Raw genomic sequence first — 19043 nt, 5'->3', positions numbered from 1 at the left:
TAGGAGCGTTAATGGCTAATTCTCTACCTGAACATTTTAGCAAAACATTGGAGAATGGGCTTCAAATTGTTGTTATTCCCATGCACAATAAAAGCGATGTCATTACAACAGATATTTTTTACAAAGTTGGTAGCTGCAATGAAATTATGGGTAAAAGTGGTATAGCTCACATGCTTGAGCACCTCAATTTTAAGTCAACCAAAAACCTTAAAACAGGTGAATTTGATGAAATTGTCAAAGGATTTGGTGGTGTCAATAACGCCTCAACAGGTTTTGATTATACACATTACTTTATCAAAAGTTCATCCAAAAATTTACCAAAATCATTGGAGCTTTTTGCAGAACTGATGCAAAATCTTAAACTCACGGATGAAGAGTTTCAACCAGAGCGTAATGTTGTTTTAGAAGAGAGGCTATGGAGAACCGATAATTCACCTATAGGTTATCTCTATTTTAGACTTTTCAATAATGCCTTTACCTACCATCCATACCATTGGACACCCATTGGTTTTATAGACGATATCAAAAATTGGAGTATTGAGGATATTCGTAGTTTTCACGCTAAATACTATCAACCGTCCAATGCTATTGTTGTGGTTGCTGGTGATATTGAACCTGAAGATGTTTTCAAAAATGTTACAAAATATTTCGGTGAAATTAAAAATTCTACACCTCTTCCAAAAGCACATCATCAAGTAGAGCCACAACAAGATGGAGCAAAACGTCTTTTCATTAAAAAAGAGAGTGAAGTAGAAATGGTAGCAATTGCCTATAAAATTCCAAATTTTTTACATGAAGATCAAGTAGCACTTTCCGCTTTAAGTGAGCTTTTAAGCAGTGGTAAGAGTAGTAAACTGCACCGTATTTTAGTGGATGAGAAAAAACTTGTCAATCAAATCTACGGCTATGCGATGGAAGCAAAAGACCCTTCTGTCTTTTTATTTTTAGCTGTGTGTAATCCTGGCGTCAAAGCTGAGAGCGTTGAAACTGAAATACTTAAAATTATAGAGAGCCTTAAAAAAGGTGATGTCAGTGATAAAGATATTGAAAAAATTAAGATCAATACAAAGGCTGATTTTATTCATAATTTAGAAAGCTCTAGCGATCTTGCAACACTTTTTGGTTCCTACTTTGCAAAAGGGGATATTACACCCCTTTTGAACTACGAAGAAGGTATTAACAAGCTCAAAAAAGAAGATATAATTAAAGTTGTTAATAAATATTTAGTTCCACAATCATCTACTACCGTTATATTAAGAAAGGATTATTAAAATGCAACAGGCGTTACAAGGAGCAATGACCGCTCTTATCACACCCTTTAAAAATGGAAAACTCGATGAAGTTCAATATGCAAAACTCATAGAAAGACAGATTAAAAATGGCATAGATGTTGTTGTCCCTGTTGGAACAACAGGTGAAAGTGCAACACTAGATCATGATGAACACCGCCGTTGTATTGAAATAGCAGTCGATGTTTGCTCACATAGTGCTGTCAAAGTTCTTGCAGGCGCTGGAAGTAATGCAACCCATGAAGCCATTGGATTGGCTAAATTTGCACAAGCACATGGAGCGCATGCTATTCTTTCTGTAACACCATACTATAACAAACCAACACAAGAAGGTCTTTTTCAACATTATAAAGCGATTGCAGGTTCTGTTGATATTCCTGTGTTGTTGTACAATGTCCCAGGACGTACAGGATGTGATTTACTCCCCGATACCATCTTTAGACTTTTTGGTGCTTGTCCTAATATTTTTGGTGTCAAAGAGGCAACAGGCTCGATTGATCGTTGTGTAGATTTACTCGCACATCAGCCGCAACTCTCTGTCTTTAGCGGTGAAGATGCGATCAATTACCCTATTCTTTCCAATGGAGGCTCAGGTGTAATTTCCGTCACATCAAATATTCTACCTGACCAAATTGCAGAGCTTACACACTTAGCGCTTAAAGGTGATTTTCATGGGGCAAAAGCCATTAATGATTCACTGTATGAGATCAATAAAACACTTTTCTGCGAAAGTAATCCTATTCCTATAAAAGCGGCAATGTATATTGCTGGTTTGCTTGAAACACTGGAATATCGTTTGCCTCTGTGTGCTCCAAGCAACGACAATATGAAACGCATTGAAAATACACTTAAAAAATATACGATTAAAGGATTTTAATGAAGGGAAAAACACTTGTCATTAGCGGCGGTACCAGAGGTATCGGTCAAGCCATTGTTCATGAATTTGCCCAAGCAGGTGTGAATATTGCATTTACGTACAATTCAAATGAAGCGTTAGCACAAGAGCAAGTGAAAGATTTAGAAGAAAAATTTGGCATTAAAGCCAAAGCATATCCTCTCAATATTTTAGAACCAGAGACCTATAAAGATCTTTTCTTGGAAATTGACAAAGATTTTGATCGTGTAGACTTTTTTATCTCTAACGCGATCATTTCTGGTCGACCAGTTGTGGGTGGATATACCAAGTTTATGAAACTTAAACCTCGTGGTATTAACAACATCTTTACAGCAACGGTCAATGCTTTTGTCGTGGGTGCACAAGAAGCGGCTAAACGTATGGAAAAAATTGGAGGGGGAAGTATTATCTCTCTTTCATCTACTGGAAATCTCGTTTATATTGAAAATTATGCAGGTCATGGTACCGCAAAAGCGGCTGTTGAGACAATGGTTCGTTATGCTGCAGCGGAACTTGGTTGTAAAGGTATTCGTGTCAATGCTGTGAGTGGTGGGCCTATCGAAACCGATGCTTTAAGAGCTTTTACTAACTATGAAGAGGTTCGTGATATCACCGCTAAACTTTCACCTTTAGGTCGTATGGGGCAACCACAAGACTTAGCTGGAGCTTGTTTATTCCTTTGTTCAGATAAGGCATCATGGATTACAGGGCACACCATGCTGATTGATGGTGGTACAACGTTTAAATGATGAATCTTCCAAACCTTCTAGCCTCTATGCGTATTGGCTTAGCACCCCTTATGTTTATTCTTTTAGTCAATCGTGATTTACCCTTGTTTAAGGGCTTACATGTAAGTTGGTTAGATTACTTTGCTGCACTTATTTTTGTTATTGCGAGCGCAACAGATTTTTTTGATGGCTATATTGCACGTAATTGGAATCAGAAAACACAACTGGGTGCTATTCTTGATCCACTTGCTGATAAAATGCTTACCTTAGCGGCATTTTTGGGACTGATGATGATTGATCGGGCTAACCCTTGGGCCATTTTTCTTATCCTAACACGTGAATTTTTTATTACAGGACTTCGTGTAGCGGCAATGGGTGAAGGTAAGAATATTGCTGCGAGTATGGCGGGTAAAGTCAAAACTGTTTTTCAGATGATTGCCATTGGCTTTTTAATGATGAACTGGCCTTATGCTGAGTTACTTTTATGGGTTGCTGTTGGACTTACATTGTACTCTGGTTATGAATATATCATTGGCTACACAAAAAAAGAGAGCAACTGATGGGTACACTGACCTCAATATTGGTTCTCTCGTTTCTCATTTTTTTTCATGAATTAGGACATTTTCTTGCCGCTCGATTTTTTGGTGTTCACGTTGAAGTTTTCAGCATTGGATTTGGAAAAAAGATCTTTTCAAAAATCGTTGGTCATACAGAGTATTGTCTAAGTCTCATTCCGTTAGGTGGCTATGTGCAGATGAAGGGACAAGACGATCGTGATCCAACAAAAGTCAGTTATGATGCTGACAGTTATACAACCAAAGCACCATGGAAACGTATTATTATCCTTTTTGCAGGTCCCTTTGCGAACTTCTTACTTGCTTTCTTGCTTTTTCTTGCTGTAGGGACGATGGGAGTAACAAAATTTGCTCCAATTATTGGTAAAATTAGTCCAAACTCCCCTGCTTTAGAAGCAGGTCTCCAAGAGAATGACCGCATTGTAATGATTAATAACGAACTCATTGAAACTTGGGATGAAGTGAGTATACTCATTCAAAAAAATAGTGGTTCAATGCAAATGAAAGTTGAGCGAGCAGGAAGCGTACAAACGATTGTTTTGTCACCAAAAATTAGTGAATACAAAAATATGTTTGGAGAGACAAAACAGAAAAAAATGATTGGTGTTCTCCCAAGCGGTAAAACGATTGAAATGGTTTATAGCATCAGTGAACTTCCAGGATTTGCTTATGAACAAACCATAAAGGCAACCACACTTATTTTAACCAGTCTTCAAAAACTCATTGAAGGGGTTGTTTCACCTAAAGAGTTAGGGGGTATCATCTCGATTGTTCAAGTCACTTCAGAGGCGAGCGCTGCTGGTCTTGTGGCGCTTTTTGCATTGACGGCACTTATTTCTGTTAACCTTGGCGTTCTCAATCTTTTACCAATTCCTGCCCTTGATGGTGGACACATTATGTTTAATGCCTACGAAATGTTGACCAAAAAAGCACCCAGTGAGCGTGTACTTACGGCTATGACGTCAATGGGATGGATATTTTTACTCAGCCTTATGGCTTTGAGTATTTTTAATGATATTTACAGGCTAACCAATGGAAACTAAAAATTTTGTAAATACTTTGGATGATATTCTCACACGCGTTGAAAAAGCGCGTTTGAGTGTCGATCAACACTTGATTGTTAAGATTGTTGCAGCAAGTAAAAGCGCTGATCCTTCTATGATTGAAGCGATGTACCATGCAGGTCAACGTTGTTTTGGTGAAAATAAAATTCAAGATATGAGTGACAAAGTTCATGCACTTTCACGCCTCCCACTTGAATGGCATTTTATAGGACGATTACAAACCAACAAAATCAACCAACTCATCGATTTAGAGCCATCATTGATGCACTCTCTAAGCTCTTTAGAGCTTGCCCAAGAGATCGACAAACGTTTACATGTAAAGAATAAAACCATGAACGTTCTGCTTCAAATCAACAGTGCCTATGAAGAACAAAAAGCGGGTGTTCTGCCTGAGCAAGCAATCGAAGTGTATGAACAAATCGTGCTTACATGTAAACACCTTCAGCTTAAAGGTGTCATGAGTATTGGTGCACATACCGAAGAGTGCGCTGTTATTCAAAAGAGCTTTGAAACCACGCATAAAATCTTTGAATCACTCCAAAATTATGGTGCGAAATATTGTTCAATGGGTATGAGTGGAGATTTTGAATTAGCAATTGCCTGTGGTTCTAACATGATTCGTTTGGGAAGTATTTTATTTAAATAGATGTGCTAGAAGAAGAACAACAAATTGTATCGCGACCTGTATTTTTTGCTTTATACAGTGCGTCATCAGCATGTGATATTAGCGTATAAGGTATGTCTTCATCTGTTAATGTTCGTATACCAATACTAACCGTATGATGTTTATGGGTCGAAAAAACACCTGTATGAATTGCCATTTGAATACGTCTGGCAATATTTAGTGCTTCATCTTCATTACTCTGTGGACAAAGCACTAAAAACTCTTCTCCACCCCAACGTCCAATCCTATCATCAGAGCGAATACTTCGCTTAATAAGGTCTGCCATTTCAATCAAGACTTTGTCACCAATAGGATGACCAAAGGTGTCATTGATGATCTTAAAAAAATCAAAATCAATCAATAATATAGAAAAAGAATATTTCATGGCTTTAGCACGCTCAACTTGCATAACCAACTCTTTTTCGATCTTCATTCGATTGTACATTTTGGTAAGAATGTCTGTTTCTGAAAGGTACAATAACTCTTTAGTATATTTTTTGAGCTCATAATAACGCCATAGAAACAATAGACCCAAAATCATAAACCCAAAAACAATTTTCAAGAGTAAGCTATAATCGTAAACGGTTTGAGCTTTAATTGCCACATATTTATTGACAATATTCGCTCGATCTTCAGCACTAATGGTTGCAATACCTTTGTCTAAAATGTCCCGAAGCATCGGTTCACTTTGTATGACTCCCATGCGCATTTTATTGATATAATCGGGTAATTGCCCTGCAATTTTGAGATTAAACATTCCTTCTTTTTTCAGTGTATACGCTGCCACAATGAGTGAGCGCATTGCGATGTCTGCTTTTTTATTGGAGACCAGTTGGAAAGCATCCATTTCAGAGTGCGTGGTTATAATGTTGAGATTTGGATACTCTGTGCGAACAAGCTCTTCCATCGCTGTTCCTGTGGGAAAAACAATGCTTTCATTGACCAAATCATGAGGATCACCAATGAAAGAGTGCTCTTCTCGAGTAATAAAAACATTGGGATCACTAAAATGTGGTTTTGTAAACAAAAGCCATGTATCTCGGTAAGGAGATTGATTGAGAAAGCTAATGATTTGACATTTACCTGCTTTGGAATACGCAATACTCTCGTCCCAATCTTTTGTCGGCAAAACAGTAATCTTAAGCCCAATGCGTTGGGCAACCAGATGCAAAAGATCAGCACCAATACCTGTATAATTCCCTTTTTGATCTATCATCTCAAAAGGTTCCCAATCGGGATCAACACAGACGTTAACAGTGCCTAGTTTTTTAAGATAAGTATTTTCATCTAACGATAGTTCAACACCAAAAAGAGAAAATGGTACGAAAAATATCATCATTATCCAAAAATACATTTTGTATTTTCCGCCTTTCAATTCTCTTTATTGATAGAGTATAACCAATTAATACGCTTTAGGTGTTAAAAGTTTTTTATAGTACGTCTGTGTTAAATGCAATGCGGCAATAGGATTGTGCCCCAAAACACGATCTTTGACTACAAGATACGTTGTGGTTGCTTTCGCATATTTGATAAACAATGAGTCATGTCCAACACACAACCCCATAATCACATTCAGATCTGTCTTTGCTTTATTGAGGTATTTGGCTTGAAGAATAGGATTACACATCGGCTCAAACGTGTTTGGGCGAATTTTTTGCTCTTCTTCAAGCCCAATATCGCATTTATCACGAGAACCTACTTTACAAATTGCCATAAAAACATCAAATCCATTGACTTTAAGAATCTCAGCAAAAATTTTGGACTCGGCAGCTAAGCCAACACAGGATGCAATACCAATTTTCTTTGCACCAATGCGTCTTGCAAAGGCTAATATTTCTTCAACACGTGTTAATTGTCCATAGTATTTACCTTCAATATCAGCAGCGGCCAGTGCAATTTTGCGATCCATTCCCTCTTCTTCTTTATAACAGGCAAGAGATTCTTCTAGCATCTGCTCATCAACATTGGTTGTTAAACAAAATTTAGGATATCTACTATCATGTTTATGGCAATTCAGTGTTCCACATTCAGCGCAACTGAGTTCTTTTTTCTTCTTCATTCATTTTCTAAACCTTTAGAATTTATAATGACAATTATAACGTAAGCAAAAGACTAAAATTGACTGTTTTCGATTTACATGTAAAGATATTTGCCATATAAACTGAGGTAAACACCCAGTAATTCTTTAAGACCTTGATTCAAAAGTGCCGTCTCTTCTTCATTAAAAAGAAATGCTAAAAGTTTACCATGTAAAGATTCTCCAAAAGCAACTAAACGCTCAGGTGTAAAGTTTTGAGTATCTTCTTTACCTAAGATAAAGAAAAGAGCAAGAGCACGGTTGAGTCCAGCAACATAGGCTAATAGGCTCTCATAGATGCTCATTTCAACAGGTTCTAGTTGTGAGAGAAAAAGCTCTAAAGAGACACTCAAAAAACCTTTCTTTTTAGGAAAGTTTGCATGAAGAAGAGTCATAAAAAGAGTTTTTTTTGCCTCTTGAAGTGGCTTTGGAATGAATGATTCAAATAAAGTATCGAGTGCTTGAATTCCCTCTTTAAAACTAGAAGGAACGCTCAATCCTTGTCGTGACATCAAAGAGGCAATCTGCGCTTGTGTCAATTTAGTCGGTGAGTACACCTCTAAGTCGGCAAGGTTTTGAATCAATAGTGCATAAAAAGTTCGCTCTTGCTCGCTTTCACTTTTAGCTAAGTATTCGGTTAGGTAAAGGATCTCTTTTTTCATGCCCCTATTCTGCCAAAGAGGAACTGAAAAAGTGCTATAATGCCAACTCTTTTTAAGGAGCATACATGATTCACCTCTCAACTTTTTTTTGCAATTTATGTCAAATTCTTTTTTATTATGACACCATTTTTTTGTTACGACCATCTTTTTGTCGATGACCAAAGGGATTGATGAGAGTGATAAAAAGCGTCTTGCAGTTAAAGTGACATTGGCTATTTCTATTACATGTCTTATTATTCTTTTTTTCGGAAAATATATTTTTGAACTCTTTGGCATTACCCTTGATGCATTTCGTATTGGAGCTGGTGCTCTACTTTTTTTAACCGCTGTTGATTTGGTTCAAAAAGACATTAATGCAGAACCAACATGTAAAGCCGATATCTTAAAACATGCCGTTGTGCCTTTGGCAATACCAGTTACCGTAGGACCAGGAACCGTGGGTGCTTTAATGGTTATGGGAGCCGATATGGATGGTTTTGAAGATCTTATCTTAGGCTCAAGCGCACTTTTAGTGGCTATTTTTAGCATTGGGTTATTATTGTATCTCTCAGGGCATATCGAAAGGCTCATTGGACGCACGGGACTTGTTGTCTTTAGTAAAGTAACAGGGCTGGTTCTTTCTGCACTCTCAGCTCAGCTCATTTTTACAGGTATCAAAAATTTCTTACATTAATCTTTACATGTAAAAAATTCTGCCAATAAAAGTCGATAAGCTTCAGTAACATCAAAACAATCGCCCAATCTTACGAAAACCAATAAAATAAAGCACGCTCCCGACTACTGTTACCCCCAAGAAATACGGGTAAAGCTCCAAAATAGGTGTTCCGCGAAAAAAAAATACTCTCCGTTCCTTCGATGTAATACCGCAGTGGCGAGATGAGTGAGAACTTCTGCAACAACGGATGCATCGCATAAATGGGTGTCCACGCACCGCTGAGAAAAATGAGAGGAAGCATGATGACGATGGCAAGTTGTGCGACTTGCATGACATCTTTAGCAATCGCTGCAATGAAAAGTCCAATACCAGCGCCTGTAAAAGCATAGAGAAAACTGAGCAGTAAAAAGGCAAAAAACGAACCATTAATTGGCGTATTAAACACTCCAAAAATCACAAAGCCCACCGAGATAACAATGCCCACCATCACAATAATCACCTGTGAAAAAGACTTTGCTAAAATGATAATTTTTGCATTCACTGGCATCAAAAGCATAATATCCCATGTCCCCTCCTCTTTCTCTTTCACAAACACGACGGCGGTTAAAATGACCGATAAAAGCGTTGTGATCGAGAGCAGTTCTGTCAGCGCCATAAAAGTGTGGTTGTCGGCGTTTTCATTAAAGAGTTTGTGGGTCACAAGTTCCACAGGAAAGGAATGTGCTGTGAAATTAATCGCGATATTTTGCAAATAACTTAGAGCTGTAAAGGCTTGTGATGCTGCTGTGGCATCGAGTAAAACATTCAAAGTAGTCGCATGTTTTTTACGAAAATTTTGCTCAAACGTATCATCAAATACTAAGCCTACCATGATCTCTTTATCAAATACCGCTTGAGAGAGTTTTTCTTGTGACTCAAATAAAACGGGTTCTAAAAATTCAGGCGCATGGAAGTAACTCAAAAACTTCTGGCTCAGCCCTCCTCCGCTTGCATCAATATAGCCAACGGCGATATTACGAGGTTTAAGTTCAATGCCACTGCCAGCAATGTAAACTTCAAAACTAAAGGCGTAAAGAACAACAAAAACCAACTGCCATGAACGTATAAAGCTCAGTAACTCTTTCCCCACAACAGCCCAAAATATTTTCATTTGAGCTCCTTTTTAAGTAAAAAAACTTCCAAGAGTCAGCATAAAAAAAAGCATAAAAAGGCCAAAATAACAATGTACATTACAGTTTTAGATGAAGCCAGCCCTTCTCCCACTAAAAAGACATCGTAAAGAATATGGTTGTAGTACATCACCGGAAAAATGTGCGCTTCATAGCGTGAAACACCAATCATTGAAGAGATCGGCATCAAAATACCTGAATACAAAAATCCAGGAATGATGGTCACAATGACCGTTAAAACCACCGCTACAATTTGCGTACTGGTTACGATAGAAATCAGCATCCCAATGGAGAGACTAATCATCAAATAGAGCTCAGACGTGAGCCAATAGAGCAAGAAACTACCTCGAAACGGCACTTCAAACAGATATGTTGCCCAAAGAAAAAGGATAAAAATATTGATCGAATGCAGTAGAAACACGGGGATCAGCTTAGCCGCAATAAACTCCCCTTTTGAAAGTGGTGATGCATAAAAATTAAAAATAGTCCCTCGCTCTTTCTCTTTAACGATCAAAAGGGCAGCCAAAATAGCTGGAGCAATGAGTAAAACAAGCCCAATAAGTCCTGGAACGATAGCATCTTCATCACGCATTGCTTGGTTAAAGAGTGTCCTCTGGTTGATGCTAATCGTTGGAGCATTGCCTCCTAAGCGCTCAAACATCTGACTGGCAGCATCTAGGACAACACCTTTGACATAACTCTCCATTGTTGAGCCTCGCATCGGGAAAGCGGCATCCACAAAGACACCGATTTGGGTAGATTGCCCATGTAAAAGCCGCTTCTCAAAGCTCTCAGGAATGATGATGAGAATGTCACTTTTAGCTTTATGAATTTCATCAAGCGCCTTAGCTTCACCTCGTTTTTCAATGGTAGAATCAAAGTATTTAGAGTGTTCAAACTTACTCACAAGTAGCTGTGAATAATGACTCTGATCGTTGTCAATAATAAGTGTACGTGCACCCGTTACTTCCATTCGAATACCATACCCAAAAAGTACCAATACCATCGTAGGTAACAAATAAACCATAATAATTAGGCGAGATCGTACAATCTCCGTAAGCTCTTTGAGCACATAGGCCTTGATGACACCCAATTTCATCGGTAATACTCCAAGAAAATCTCCTCAAAACTTTGCGCTTTAGGGTGTTTGGCGTAAAACTCCGCAATCGTATGATCGGCGATCTTTTTGCCTTGACGCAACAATACGACACGATCACAAAATTCGGCTTCACTCATATAATGGGTGGTGATCAAAATAGCGATTTCCCAGCGCTCTTTAAGAAGTTTTAATAGCTCCCAAAATTTTGCTCTTGCAATGGAATCAACCCCAGAAGTAGGTTCATCTAAAAATAAAATAACTGGTTCATGCAAGAGTGCGGAAGCGATCGAAAAGCGCTGATTGATACCTAGAGGCAGTTCTTGAGGCATCGAGTTTAGAAATTCATCAAATCCAAGTTCTAACGCATAACGTGCAATACGGCTTTTGGCAACATCGTTTGTAATACCCCGCATCGATGCAGCATACAGTAGATTTTCCTCAACACTCATATCATTGTAAAGTGCAAAATGTTGACTCACATAACCAATGCTCGCTTTCAGTGCTTGTCTATCTTCTTGCGTTTGAATGGATTTTCCAAGAAGCGTTAACTCTCCTCCATCAATCGGGTAAAGTCCTAAAAGCATTTTGATAAATGTCGTTTTTCCTGCACCATTTGCACCCAAAAGTCCTAAAATTTCACCTTTATGAAGTGTCATATCGACATTTTCATTGGCAATAAAACTACCAAAAATTTTGGTGAGTCCTTTGGCTTCCATAACAATATCGGGTAAATCAATGGTTTTTTCTTTATTGGTAATCTCAATGAGGGGCATTTTTCTGCCTTTTTGAAGGGCATTAACAAAAAAGAGCGCTTCAAGACTCGGTTCGATATGTCTTTCCTCTAAAGCACTCAGACAATAAGTCGCATGTAAGGTATGAATGCAAGGTTCTTCTGTTGTGATACCCTCAACATAACTCATTGATCGAACAGAATCTATCAATTCACTTGAAGTACCTTGCGCAATGATCTCTTGCTCGTCAAAGAGTAAGATTCTATCCATCTTAGCAGCTTCTTGCATGTACGCAGTGCTGATGATAGAGATTGTTCCTTCAGACTTGCGTATCTCATCAAGAATTTCCCAGAGCTCAATACGGCTCAATGGATCAACACCTGTGGTCGGCTCATCCAAAAGGAGTAGTTTGGGACGGTGTAAGAGTGTACAGATCAGTGAGAGCTTTTGCATCATACCACCACTCAGTTTTCCTGCTTGACGATCTTGAAAGGCATCCAGACCAGCCATTTTTAAAAGACGTAGCTTGTAGGCTTCAAAGACACTGTCTTGATAGATATTGTGAATATTGGCAAAAAAACGAAGATGCTCATCAATGGTTAAAAGTTCATACAGCACCAACCCAATACCCTGAGGCATCAGTCCGATGGAGGCTTTAAGCGGTTCAGCCTCTTTAGGTGAATGGTATGTCACTCCGTTAAATGTGACATCACCTTCAAATGGAATAACCCCTGCTATAGCATGAATAAGAGAACTTTTACCAGCACCATCCGCACCAATAAAGCCGATGATCTCACCCTCTTGTGCAGATAAATTTGCCCCAGCAATGCCTAAACGTTTTTTTATGATGGACACTGACGTTATGAACGTTTAATTCCATACTAGACTCATTCAGGAACGTTGTTTAAACTCTTTGGTAACCCTTTGCCATCCATGGAGACAACACCAACAGCAGGAATGCCCAGTTTGAGCGTTGGTTGTGGTGAAAGGGGTTTTACATGTAAAGCAAAAACCCTTTGAATGCGATCACTCGGAACACTGACCTCTTTGGGAGTAAACTCCGCTTTTTGCTCAATGCGCACGACTTTAGCTTGGATGGGTTCATTGGGTTTTCCATCTAAAAAGATGACGGCATCATTGCCAACCTGAAGGTTTCCATTTTGTTTGGTATCGACAAATATTTTTAGATAAAGGGAGTTTGGATCAAGCAAGGTAGCAACCACACTTCCAGCCCCGATGACTTCACCTTGATTGGCAATTTTTTCCACGACAACGCCATTCACAGAAGAACGCAATATCATCTCATGTAAGATCGCTTCGATTTGAGTTTTAGACGCTTCTAACGCTTTCAGGGATGACTTGAGTGCCTCGATACCTTGTTCCAAGGCACGTAATGTTTTTTGATGCGCTGTTGCTTCGATGAGCTCGCTGTTGGCAACATTGATTGCAAGACTGAGTTGCTCTCTTTTTTGTTGTAATCCTGCCAGTAAATCGCCACTGGTTTGGAATTTGAGCGCTGCGGTTTCCACCTGACGCTTTTCGATGAGATTGTGTTCAAACAAATTTTTCATACGCTCAAGATCGTGCTTGTCTTGCGCTAAAATACTGGTTTGTGAGGCGATATTTTTATCAAGTTCTGTGCGTTGATGTTGTTTAATAGAGAGATTGTCCTTGGCTTTTGAGAGTGTTTCAGGAATGGTTTTGGAAGCAATTTCAAGCTCTGTCTCTTTGGCGTTTAACTCTTGTGTTCGTGCACTTATTTGGGCTTCTATTTGTGCCTTTTGCGCTTCATATTCCTCGCTTGCAAGGACGGCTATGTTTTGACCTAGCTCAACGTGTTGCCCTTCTTGAATGTTTAAAGTAGAAATACGCCCTGCATACTTGGCATTTAAATTTATCAAATCACCATCCATACGTCCAGAACCTTGAACTAAATTGGCTGCAAGCGTTGGAGCAATGAGTTTATGGATAATAAGTCCCGAAGCAATTAAGACCAAAGCTAAAATAGCCACACCTAAACGATACTGTTTGAGTTTTTCTAACATTCACGCTCCTTGGTTGAAGAGTAAACTATTATATAACTTCTTTGGTATATTTTTACCTAAATTAAGAGCAATTTAACGCTATTAGCAATACTATTAACACTATAATCATGATGTTTCGCAAGGACGGTTCATGCGACGTTTACTGCTACTTTTATTTCCTTTGTGTCTTTGTGCACAAACATACACGGAACTTTTAAATTTGTTGGAGAAAAGTAATAGCTATAAAAGTGCTAAAGAACTTGAAAGTGCTTCAGAATCACTCTATCAAGCAGCACTAGGGAAAAACCTTCCAGCCTTGGATGCTACACTGAGCGCCATTGAGTTTAATGAAATTCCTAACATGACGCTCCATCTTCCCTCTTTTCCTGTTACCAAAGCCGATGTGGGGACACGTAGACATCTTGAGGGTGCACTCATTTTAAGTTATCCACTTTTTACGGGTTTTGCTATTTCAGCAACCATTGATAAAGCCCGCTTAGAAAATGAGCAAGCAATGCTTAAACTGACCAATCTGAAGCGAAATCTTGCCATGCATGTCACGCAACTTTTTAGCGCTATTATCGCTGAAGAGAGAGTTATTGACGCTTTAAAAAGCTCAGAGCTTGCCATTAATCAAGCATATCAAAAAGCCAAAGGATTTTACACCAATGGACTTTTGGCTCAAAGCGAACTCTACGCGATCGAAGCTAAAAAATATGATATTGAAGCGCAACTGCTTCACCATCAAAATCAAAAAAAACAGCTTCTCAACCAACTCTCACTGATCGTCAATACCAAAATAGAAACGCTTCAAGCAAATACCCTTCAAACCTTTGAAATACCCAATGGTGATGGAGCAAAAGAGATCGCCTTAAATGAACGTGAAGATTTACATGTCATGGCAAAAGCGATTGACGTCGCACAAAGCAGTGTTGAGCTTGCCAAAAGTAAAAATTATCCCACCATTGCGATGGTGGGTGTTTTGAAGGGGCAAGGTGACTCACTCGAGCTCAATGGTGATGGCTATACCAATGCTGATAAAAGTTATGTAGGATTGAGTGCTTCATGGAATCTATTTAATGGCTTTAGTGATACACATACCATTGATGCAGCACGCGCTTCTAAGATGTCTGCTTTTTTCAATTTAGAAGAATACAAGCAACAAGTCGCCCTTGAAGTGGAAAATACAGAGCTTGAGATTAAAACACTTAATGCCGAGCTTCAAAGCGCAAAACTCGAAGAAAAAGCCAGTGAATCCTATACCAACCTTACACAAGGACGTTTTGATAACCAACTCATCAGTGCCGATGAACTTAGCCGTGCTATTGCCAACTTGGCAAGTACAAAAGCTAAAGTAGCAACCCTACAAAGTGAACTATTTAATCAAAGTGCACGTCTCTGGCTTGAGTGTGGTTGGGGCATTTTTGAAAAAAAAGTCCTCACTCAACAGTGAGCCAACCATCTTTACATGTAAAGATATTTTTTAGTGAATACTTGCTTTTAGCATCTTATAAATAGTCGGTGTGCTCGCGAGATCAATTGCTTTAAAGCCATCTAAATTCGCGATGGTTGTATCAGCATGAGATGCCAACAAAAGCTTTGTCATTTCCTCTTTCCCTGAACTGGCACAGTACATCAATGCCGTTACACCATTGTCATTTTGATTATCCAGTTGGATACCCGCTTTTACCAAAAGTTCCACACAGGTGAAGTCCCCACCAAAACAGGCATTCCAAATGGCGGTATTGCCATCAATATTTTTAAGTTCCAGATCCACTCCCGCTTCGATGAGCTCTTTGGTAACGGAAATATTGGCTTCCCGCACTGCTTTCATCAGTGCAGAGTTACCATACTTACCAACGAAATTTAAATCATTGGCATCATAGCCATTAGCTGAAAGCCAAAGTAAAGTTTGCTCACTCATGCGCCCATCCAAGTCTCATGTACGTGCCCTTTTTTCTTGAAATGAATCGCTTCATCAAGCTTTGTCTCAAACATCTCAAGATCAAATGCATCTTCAACATCCTTGGTGATCTCTTTATAGACAAATTGACCATCTTTGTTGATGATAAAAAGAGATTTTGCACAGAGTGTTTCATCAATATAAACCCCAAATTTCTTTGAAAATTCTACAAAATCAACAGATGAATTTTCTATATTGACCTCTTCTTCTAATTTGGTACTACAGATAAGATAAATAAATGCTTGTTCTTGGTATTTCTCAATGATGTTTAAAAGCTCTTTACTCAATGAATTTTGAAAAGGTAAGGTGATCATCACTTGCACTTTGGTTGCCATCATACCGATGACTTTCATCTCACCATTGAGCATTTCTAAAATGATTGCAGGAGCCTCTGAGCCTATTTTCCGCTCATTTTTCAATAATGGTTTGCTGACACCTTTGATGATTGTTTCCATAATCACTCCTTAAAAATTTAAAGGAGTTTATGCAAAAGGCATACCGTAGTCACAAAACTATTACATGTAAAGCGTAGTAGCAAAAAGAAGTTACTACGCTCTACATTTTTTACGCTTTTGGATGGATCATTTCAGAAGGAATGACATAACGATCAAACTCTTCTGGTGTCAAAAGTGAAAGTTTCACACATGCCTCTTTAAGACTTGAATGCTCTTTATGCGCTAATTTGGCGACTTTTGCTGCATTTTCGTAGCCGATATAGGGATTAAGTGCCGTGACGAGCATTAATGAATTGTTAAGATTGAACGCAATCTTTTCGCTATTGGCTTCAATACCTTCCACACAATGTATTCTAAATGACTCCATCACATCGCTCAAAAGCCTGACTTGTTGCAAAAAATTGAGGATAATAACTGGTTTAAAGACATTGAGCTCAAAGTTTCCTTGACTTGCACCAAAGGCAATAGCAGTGTCAGCACCAAATACTTGACAGGCGACCATCGTGACCGCTTCAGCTTGAGTCGGATTGACTTTGCCTGGCATAATGGAACTTCCTGGCTCATTTTCAGGAATAGAGAGTTCACCGATGCCACATCTTGGACCTGAAGCCAACCATCTAATGTCATTGGCAATTTTCATCAAGTTTGCTGCTAAGCCTTTATTGGCACCACTTGCAAAGACAAGGGCATCATGGGAAGTTAAGGCATGAAATTTATTGGGAGCTGAGACAAAATGTTTCCCTGTCAGTTTGCTCAGCTCTTCACTGACAAATTCGCTGAGTTTGGGGTGCGCATTAATACCTGTTCCTACAGCTGTGCCTCCAATCGCAAGTTCACGTAAAGATTCCAGTGCTTGTAAAATGTGCGAAGAAGAGTGTTCTAACATACTTCGATACCCGCTAAACTCTTGTCCAAGCGTCAGGGGTGTTGCATCTTGTAAATGTGTTCGACCAATCTTAATGATGCCAGCAAACTCATTTTCTTTCGCCTGTAGTGCTTCCTTGAGCTTTTCAAGTGAAGGAAGCAGTTGCTCTTCTATTTCAATAACACTGGCAATGTGCATGGCTGTTGGAAACGTATCGTTTGAGCTTTGAGACATATTGACATGATCATTAGGATGGATGAGTTTTTCTTTTCGGAAATCTCCTCCTAAAATCTCAGTTGCACGGTTAGCGATAACTTCGTTTAGGTTCATATTGGTCTGTGTACCACTGCCTGTTTGCCAGATGGCAAGAGGAAATTCACCATCAAATTTGCCAGCAAGAATTTCATCACACGCTTGAACGATCGCCTCTGCTTTTGTGCCATCCAGTTTTTTCAGTTTTTGATTAACCGTTGCTAAAGAGCGTTTTAAAAGAGCAAAGGCTCGGATAAGCTCTTTTGGCATCTTTTCTGTACCTATTTTAAAATTTTCCAAACTTCTCTCAGTTTGAGCTCCCCAGTAACGCTCATTAGGAACTTTGATCTCACCCATAGTATCTTTTTCAATTCTATAATCCATAGTAACTCCTTTATCTCATATGAGTCATTATGGCACAGGCAAGTTTTTAAAAAAAATCTCTCTTTTTAAAAATTACATCAAAATTCTATCATTCATCTTATATTTCAATGCCAAAATAGTGTTTAACCACATAACCAATACCAAATGAGATCAGCGCAACACCAAAGGTAATATAAGACATTTCACGCACACGTAGCCAAAACGACAAGTCTTTTGCGACCGAAATATAAAAATTGTATAAAAAAATGGTTAAAATTGCTCCAATAAACATCCAAATAATCGCTACGGATATCTGATTTATGATAAAAAAAGGCGCAACAAGCAGTGCTGTTGTCAAAATATACGAAATGCCTGTATAAAGAGCATACGTTAAGGGTTTGACTTCATCCCCTATATTTTCTTTGGATTCCAAATAGGCAGAACCTGCCATCGACAGTGCTGCTGCAATACCCATAATAAGCCCTGTAACACCTACCACAATACTTCGATCAAATGCCAAAGCAATACCACTGAGTGTTCCCGTTAACTCAACCAAGGCATCGTTCATTCCTAAAACAATAGCACCGGCATAGAGGAGCTTTTTGTCATGTAACATGTCAATGAGCTCTATTTCATGGTGCATTTCCTGTTCAAAAATACCTTCTGCTTTTGGATCGATGGCGATAAGCTCTTGATAAAATGCTTTAGCACCCTCTTCACGTTTCTCTAAAAATTTTAGCGTAAAAGAGATACCCACAATTTTGGAAAGTAAAAGATAAAAGAAAACAACGTGAGGACGAGGTCGTTGTTCTTGATTCGTATAGGTTTTGAGATAGAGGTAATGTCTTTTCTCTTCTTCAGCAATTTTGTGAAAAATGGTTTGATTGGCTCCATTTTTATCAGACTTGGAGAGCATACTGTAAATTGTAAAATCATCGAGTTCATTTTGTTGCTGCTTCAATGCCTTTTTAACGTTTATACCGTGTGTCATCTTAGCTCCTTTGCCATTTAATGCTCAAACATTATACTCCACTTTCAAACTAAAATTTTTACATGTAAAAGTATACATCAGTTTGATATGCTATAATGTCACCTCTAAAATGCGGGTGTAACTCATTGGTAGAGTGTTAGCTTCCCAAGCTGAAAGTAGCGGGTCCGATTCCCGTCACCCGCTCCACATTCAAAACTTCCCAAAGGTCTTTCGTGAGAGATAAACTCCAAAAAATAGCGCGCCACCCTGCCACACGAAAAGCCCTTAGCGATATGAAACCTAAAAAAACTCTTTGGAGTGCTTTAGGAATTATTCTCTTTTTTATTGCTCCTGAAATCATCGCTTATTTTTACGCAACAGACATTGTTCATTTTGCACAAAATGGTTTGGCAATGCATCCAACAAGGATTGAGAGCTACAATTATGACCTCCTCATTTACCTCTTTGAAGATGGTGTAAGCTGGTTCAATCTTAGTTTCGGAATTGCTTTACTGGTTTGGTTGTTTTTCTAAATATAACCCA

The 19043-nt window shown here is 38.7% G+C and carries 20 protein-coding genes and 1 tRNA gene; 10 read left to right on the top strand and 11 right to left on the bottom strand.

Annotated elements, in window-relative coordinates:
- Positions 1 to 11: 11 nt before the first annotated feature.
- From Sdiek1_RS07445 to Sdiek1_RS07420, 6 genes are read left to right on the top strand one after another with little or no spacing between them, the layout of a single operon-like run.
- The gene (locus tag Sdiek1_RS07445; protein ID WP_238098870.1) at positions 12 to 1271 is read left to right on the top strand and encodes a M16 family metallopeptidase; all 1260 of its coding nucleotides are present in this window, start codon (positions 12 to 14) and stop codon (positions 1269 to 1271) included.
- Position 1272: 1 nt separating this feature from the next.
- On the top strand, positions 1273 to 2166 hold the full coding sequence (gene dapA / locus Sdiek1_RS07440) for a 4-hydroxy-tetrahydrodipicolinate synthase (RefSeq protein WP_087438604.1): 894 nt from the start codon (positions 1273 to 1275) through the stop codon (positions 2164 to 2166).
- Positions 2166 to 2933, top strand: a complete 768-nt coding sequence (locus tag Sdiek1_RS07435; protein ID WP_087438603.1) for an enoyl-ACP reductase — start codon at positions 2166 to 2168, stop codon at positions 2931 to 2933. The genes dapA and Sdiek1_RS07435 overlap by 1 nt, the downstream gene beginning before the upstream one ends.
- A complete protein-coding gene (pgsA, locus tag Sdiek1_RS07430) occupies positions 2930 to 3472 on the top strand; it encodes a CDP-diacylglycerol--glycerol-3-phosphate 3-phosphatidyltransferase (RefSeq protein ID WP_087438602.1) in 543 nt (180 codons plus the stop codon). The genes Sdiek1_RS07435 and pgsA overlap by 4 nt, the downstream gene beginning before the upstream one ends.
- Complete coding sequence (gene rseP, locus Sdiek1_RS07425; RefSeq protein WP_087438601.1) at positions 3472 to 4530, top strand: RIP metalloprotease RseP; 1059 nt, start codon at positions 3472 to 3474, stop codon at positions 4528 to 4530. Before pgsA ends, rseP begins: the two co-directional genes overlap by 1 nt.
- A complete protein-coding gene (locus Sdiek1_RS07420; RefSeq protein WP_087438600.1) occupies positions 4520 to 5197 on the top strand; it encodes a YggS family pyridoxal phosphate-dependent enzyme in 678 nt (225 codons plus the stop codon). Before rseP ends, Sdiek1_RS07420 begins: the two co-directional genes overlap by 11 nt.
- On the opposite strand, the gene Sdiek1_RS07415 is transcribed toward Sdiek1_RS07420, so the two are convergent.
- The 3 genes from Sdiek1_RS07415 to Sdiek1_RS07405 form a co-directional block, all read right to left on the bottom strand.
- A complete protein-coding gene (locus tag Sdiek1_RS07415; protein ID WP_087438599.1) occupies positions 5190 to 6569 on the bottom strand; it encodes a diguanylate cyclase in 1380 nt (459 codons plus the stop codon). The two genes, Sdiek1_RS07420 and Sdiek1_RS07415, sit on opposite strands and share 8 nt — an antisense overlap.
- Before the next feature lie 48 nt (positions 6570 to 6617).
- Positions 6618 to 7274 carry a DUF1847 domain-containing protein gene (locus Sdiek1_RS07410; RefSeq protein ID WP_087438598.1) on the bottom strand — a complete coding sequence of 219 codons (657 nt, stop codon included), beginning with the start codon at positions 7272 to 7274 and terminating at the stop codon, positions 6618 to 6620.
- 74 nt (positions 7275 to 7348) lie between these two features.
- The gene (locus tag Sdiek1_RS07405) at positions 7349 to 7954 is read right to left on the bottom strand and encodes a hypothetical protein (RefSeq protein ID WP_087439857.1); all 606 of its coding nucleotides are present in this window, start codon (positions 7952 to 7954) and stop codon (positions 7349 to 7351) included.
- Positions 7955 to 8108: 154 nt separating this feature from the next.
- Between Sdiek1_RS07405 and Sdiek1_RS07400 the strand changes: the two genes are divergently transcribed.
- Positions 8109 to 8627, top strand: a complete 519-nt coding sequence (locus tag Sdiek1_RS07400) for a MarC family protein (RefSeq protein ID WP_238099289.1) — start codon at positions 8109 to 8111, stop codon at positions 8625 to 8627.
- Positions 8628 to 8697: 70 nt separating this feature from the next.
- Here the strand turns inward: Sdiek1_RS07400 and Sdiek1_RS07395 are convergent, their stop codons facing one another.
- The 4 genes from Sdiek1_RS07395 to Sdiek1_RS07380 are packed head-to-tail and all read right to left on the bottom strand — an operon-like array spanning position 8698 to position 13653.
- Positions 8698 to 9759, bottom strand: a complete 1062-nt coding sequence (locus tag Sdiek1_RS07395; protein ID WP_238098868.1) for an ABC transporter permease — start codon at positions 9757 to 9759, stop codon at positions 8698 to 8700.
- A 35-nt stretch (positions 9760 to 9794) separates the two neighbouring features.
- On the bottom strand, positions 9795 to 10877 hold the full coding sequence (locus Sdiek1_RS07390; RefSeq protein WP_087438597.1) for an ABC transporter permease: 1083 nt from the start codon (positions 10875 to 10877) through the stop codon (positions 9795 to 9797).
- Positions 10874 to 12463, bottom strand: a complete 1590-nt coding sequence (locus Sdiek1_RS07385; RefSeq protein ID WP_238098866.1) for an ATP-binding cassette domain-containing protein — start codon at positions 12461 to 12463, stop codon at positions 10874 to 10876. The genes Sdiek1_RS07390 and Sdiek1_RS07385 overlap by 4 nt, the downstream gene beginning before the upstream one ends.
- A 32-nt stretch (positions 12464 to 12495) precedes the next feature.
- Positions 12496 to 13653: an HlyD family secretion protein gene (locus Sdiek1_RS07380; protein WP_087438596.1), complete on the bottom strand. Its 1158-nt coding sequence runs from the start codon at positions 13651 to 13653 to the stop codon at positions 12496 to 12498.
- A 130-nt stretch (positions 13654 to 13783) separates the two neighbouring features.
- Between Sdiek1_RS07380 and Sdiek1_RS07375 the strand changes: the two genes are divergently transcribed.
- Positions 13784 to 15085, top strand: coding sequence for a TolC family protein (locus Sdiek1_RS07375; RefSeq protein WP_087438595.1), 1302 nt, complete (start codon positions 13784 to 13786; stop codon positions 15083 to 15085).
- Positions 15086 to 15115: 30 nt separating this feature from the next.
- Here the strand turns inward: Sdiek1_RS07375 and Sdiek1_RS07370 are convergent, their stop codons facing one another.
- The 4 genes from Sdiek1_RS07370 to Sdiek1_RS07355 all read right to left on the bottom strand — a co-directional run bounded on the left by Sdiek1_RS07370 (position 15116) and on the right by Sdiek1_RS07355 (position 18521).
- The gene (locus tag Sdiek1_RS07370; protein ID WP_087438594.1) at positions 15116 to 15556 is read right to left on the bottom strand and encodes an ankyrin repeat domain-containing protein; all 441 of its coding nucleotides are present in this window, start codon (positions 15554 to 15556) and stop codon (positions 15116 to 15118) included.
- Positions 15553 to 16050, bottom strand: a complete 498-nt coding sequence (locus Sdiek1_RS07365; RefSeq protein WP_087438593.1) for a thioredoxin domain-containing protein — start codon at positions 16048 to 16050, stop codon at positions 15553 to 15555. Before Sdiek1_RS07365 ends, Sdiek1_RS07370 begins: the two co-directional genes overlap by 4 nt.
- 109 nt (positions 16051 to 16159) lie before the next feature.
- Positions 16160 to 17551 (bottom strand): class II fumarate hydratase, encoded by a 1392-nt coding sequence (gene fumC / locus Sdiek1_RS07360; protein ID WP_087438592.1) that lies wholly within the window; start codon positions 17549 to 17551, stop codon positions 16160 to 16162.
- 97 nt (positions 17552 to 17648) lie between these two features.
- Positions 17649 to 18521 carry a VIT1/CCC1 transporter family protein gene (locus tag Sdiek1_RS07355; RefSeq protein WP_087438591.1) on the bottom strand — a complete coding sequence of 291 codons (873 nt, stop codon included), beginning with the start codon at positions 18519 to 18521 and terminating at the stop codon, positions 17649 to 17651.
- Positions 18522 to 18632: 111 nt separating this feature from the next.
- Between Sdiek1_RS07355 and Sdiek1_RS07350 the strand changes: the two genes are divergently transcribed.
- Both Sdiek1_RS07350 and Sdiek1_RS07345 read left to right on the top strand, forming a co-directional pair.
- Positions 18633 to 18707, top strand: a tRNA-Gly gene (locus Sdiek1_RS07350).
- Positions 18708 to 18733: 26 nt separating this feature from the next.
- On the top strand, positions 18734 to 19033 hold the full coding sequence (locus Sdiek1_RS07345; RefSeq protein ID WP_087438590.1) for a hypothetical protein: 300 nt from the start codon (positions 18734 to 18736) through the stop codon (positions 19031 to 19033).
- Positions 19034 to 19043: the final 10 nt, after the last annotated feature.

The organism is Sulfurospirillum diekertiae (genome assembly GCF_002162315.1).
In the GTDB taxonomy this organism is placed as follows: domain Bacteria; phylum Campylobacterota; class Campylobacteria; order Campylobacterales; family Sulfurospirillaceae; genus Sulfurospirillum.
This window is presented reverse-complemented; position numbering and strand designations above follow the sequence as displayed.

Bases quoted from the DNA above. Each gene is read 5' to 3' on its own strand.
- rseP (WP_087438601.1), top strand. From the start codon at position 3,472: ATGGGTACACTGACCTCAATATTGGTTCTCTCGTTTCTCATTTTTTTT.
- Sdiek1_RS07390 (WP_087438597.1), bottom strand. From the start codon at position 10,877: ATGAAATTGGGTGTCATCAAGGCCTATGTGCTCAAAGAGCTTACGGAG.
- Sdiek1_RS07405 (WP_087439857.1), bottom strand. From the start codon at position 7,954: ATGAAAAAAGAGATCCTTTACCTAACCGAATACTTAGCTAAAAGTGAA.
- Sdiek1_RS07395 (WP_238098868.1), bottom strand. From the start codon at position 9,759: ATGAAAATATTTTGGGCTGTTGTGGGGAAAGAGTTACTGAGCTTTATA.
- Sdiek1_RS07415 (WP_087438599.1), bottom strand. From the start codon at position 6,569: ATGTATTTTTGGATAATGATGATATTTTTCGTACCATTTTCTCTTTTT.
- fumC (WP_087438592.1), bottom strand. From the start codon at position 17,551: ATGGATTATAGAATTGAAAAAGATACTATGGGTGAGATCAAAGTTCCT.
- dapA (WP_087438604.1), top strand. From the start codon at position 1,273: ATGCAACAGGCGTTACAAGGAGCAATGACCGCTCTTATCACACCCTTT.
- Sdiek1_RS07410 (WP_087438598.1), bottom strand. From the start codon at position 7,274: ATGAAGAAGAAAAAAGAACTCAGTTGCGCTGAATGTGGAACACTGAAT.
- Sdiek1_RS07355 (WP_087438591.1), bottom strand. From the start codon at position 18,521: ATGACACACGGTATAAACGTTAAAAAGGCATTGAAGCAGCAACAAAAT.
- Sdiek1_RS07400 (WP_238099289.1), top strand. From the start codon at position 8,109: ATGACCAAAGGGATTGATGAGAGTGATAAAAAGCGTCTTGCAGTTAAA.
- Sdiek1_RS07365 (WP_087438593.1), bottom strand. From the start codon at position 16,050: ATGGAAACAATCATCAAAGGTGTCAGCAAACCATTATTGAAAAATGAG.
- Sdiek1_RS07420 (WP_087438600.1), top strand. From the start codon at position 4,520: ATGGAAACTAAAAATTTTGTAAATACTTTGGATGATATTCTCACACGC.
- pgsA (WP_087438602.1), top strand. From the start codon at position 2,930: ATGATGAATCTTCCAAACCTTCTAGCCTCTATGCGTATTGGCTTAGCA.
- Sdiek1_RS07445 (WP_238098870.1), top strand. From the start codon at position 12: ATGGCTAATTCTCTACCTGAACATTTTAGCAAAACATTGGAGAATGGG.
- Sdiek1_RS07370 (WP_087438594.1), bottom strand. From the start codon at position 15,556: ATGAGTGAGCAAACTTTACTTTGGCTTTCAGCTAATGGCTATGATGCC.
- Sdiek1_RS07380 (WP_087438596.1), bottom strand. From the start codon at position 13,653: ATGTTAGAAAAACTCAAACAGTATCGTTTAGGTGTGGCTATTTTAGCT.
- Sdiek1_RS07375 (WP_087438595.1), top strand. From the start codon at position 13,784: ATGCGACGTTTACTGCTACTTTTATTTCCTTTGTGTCTTTGTGCACAA.
- Sdiek1_RS07435 (WP_087438603.1), top strand. From the start codon at position 2,166: ATGAAGGGAAAAACACTTGTCATTAGCGGCGGTACCAGAGGTATCGGT.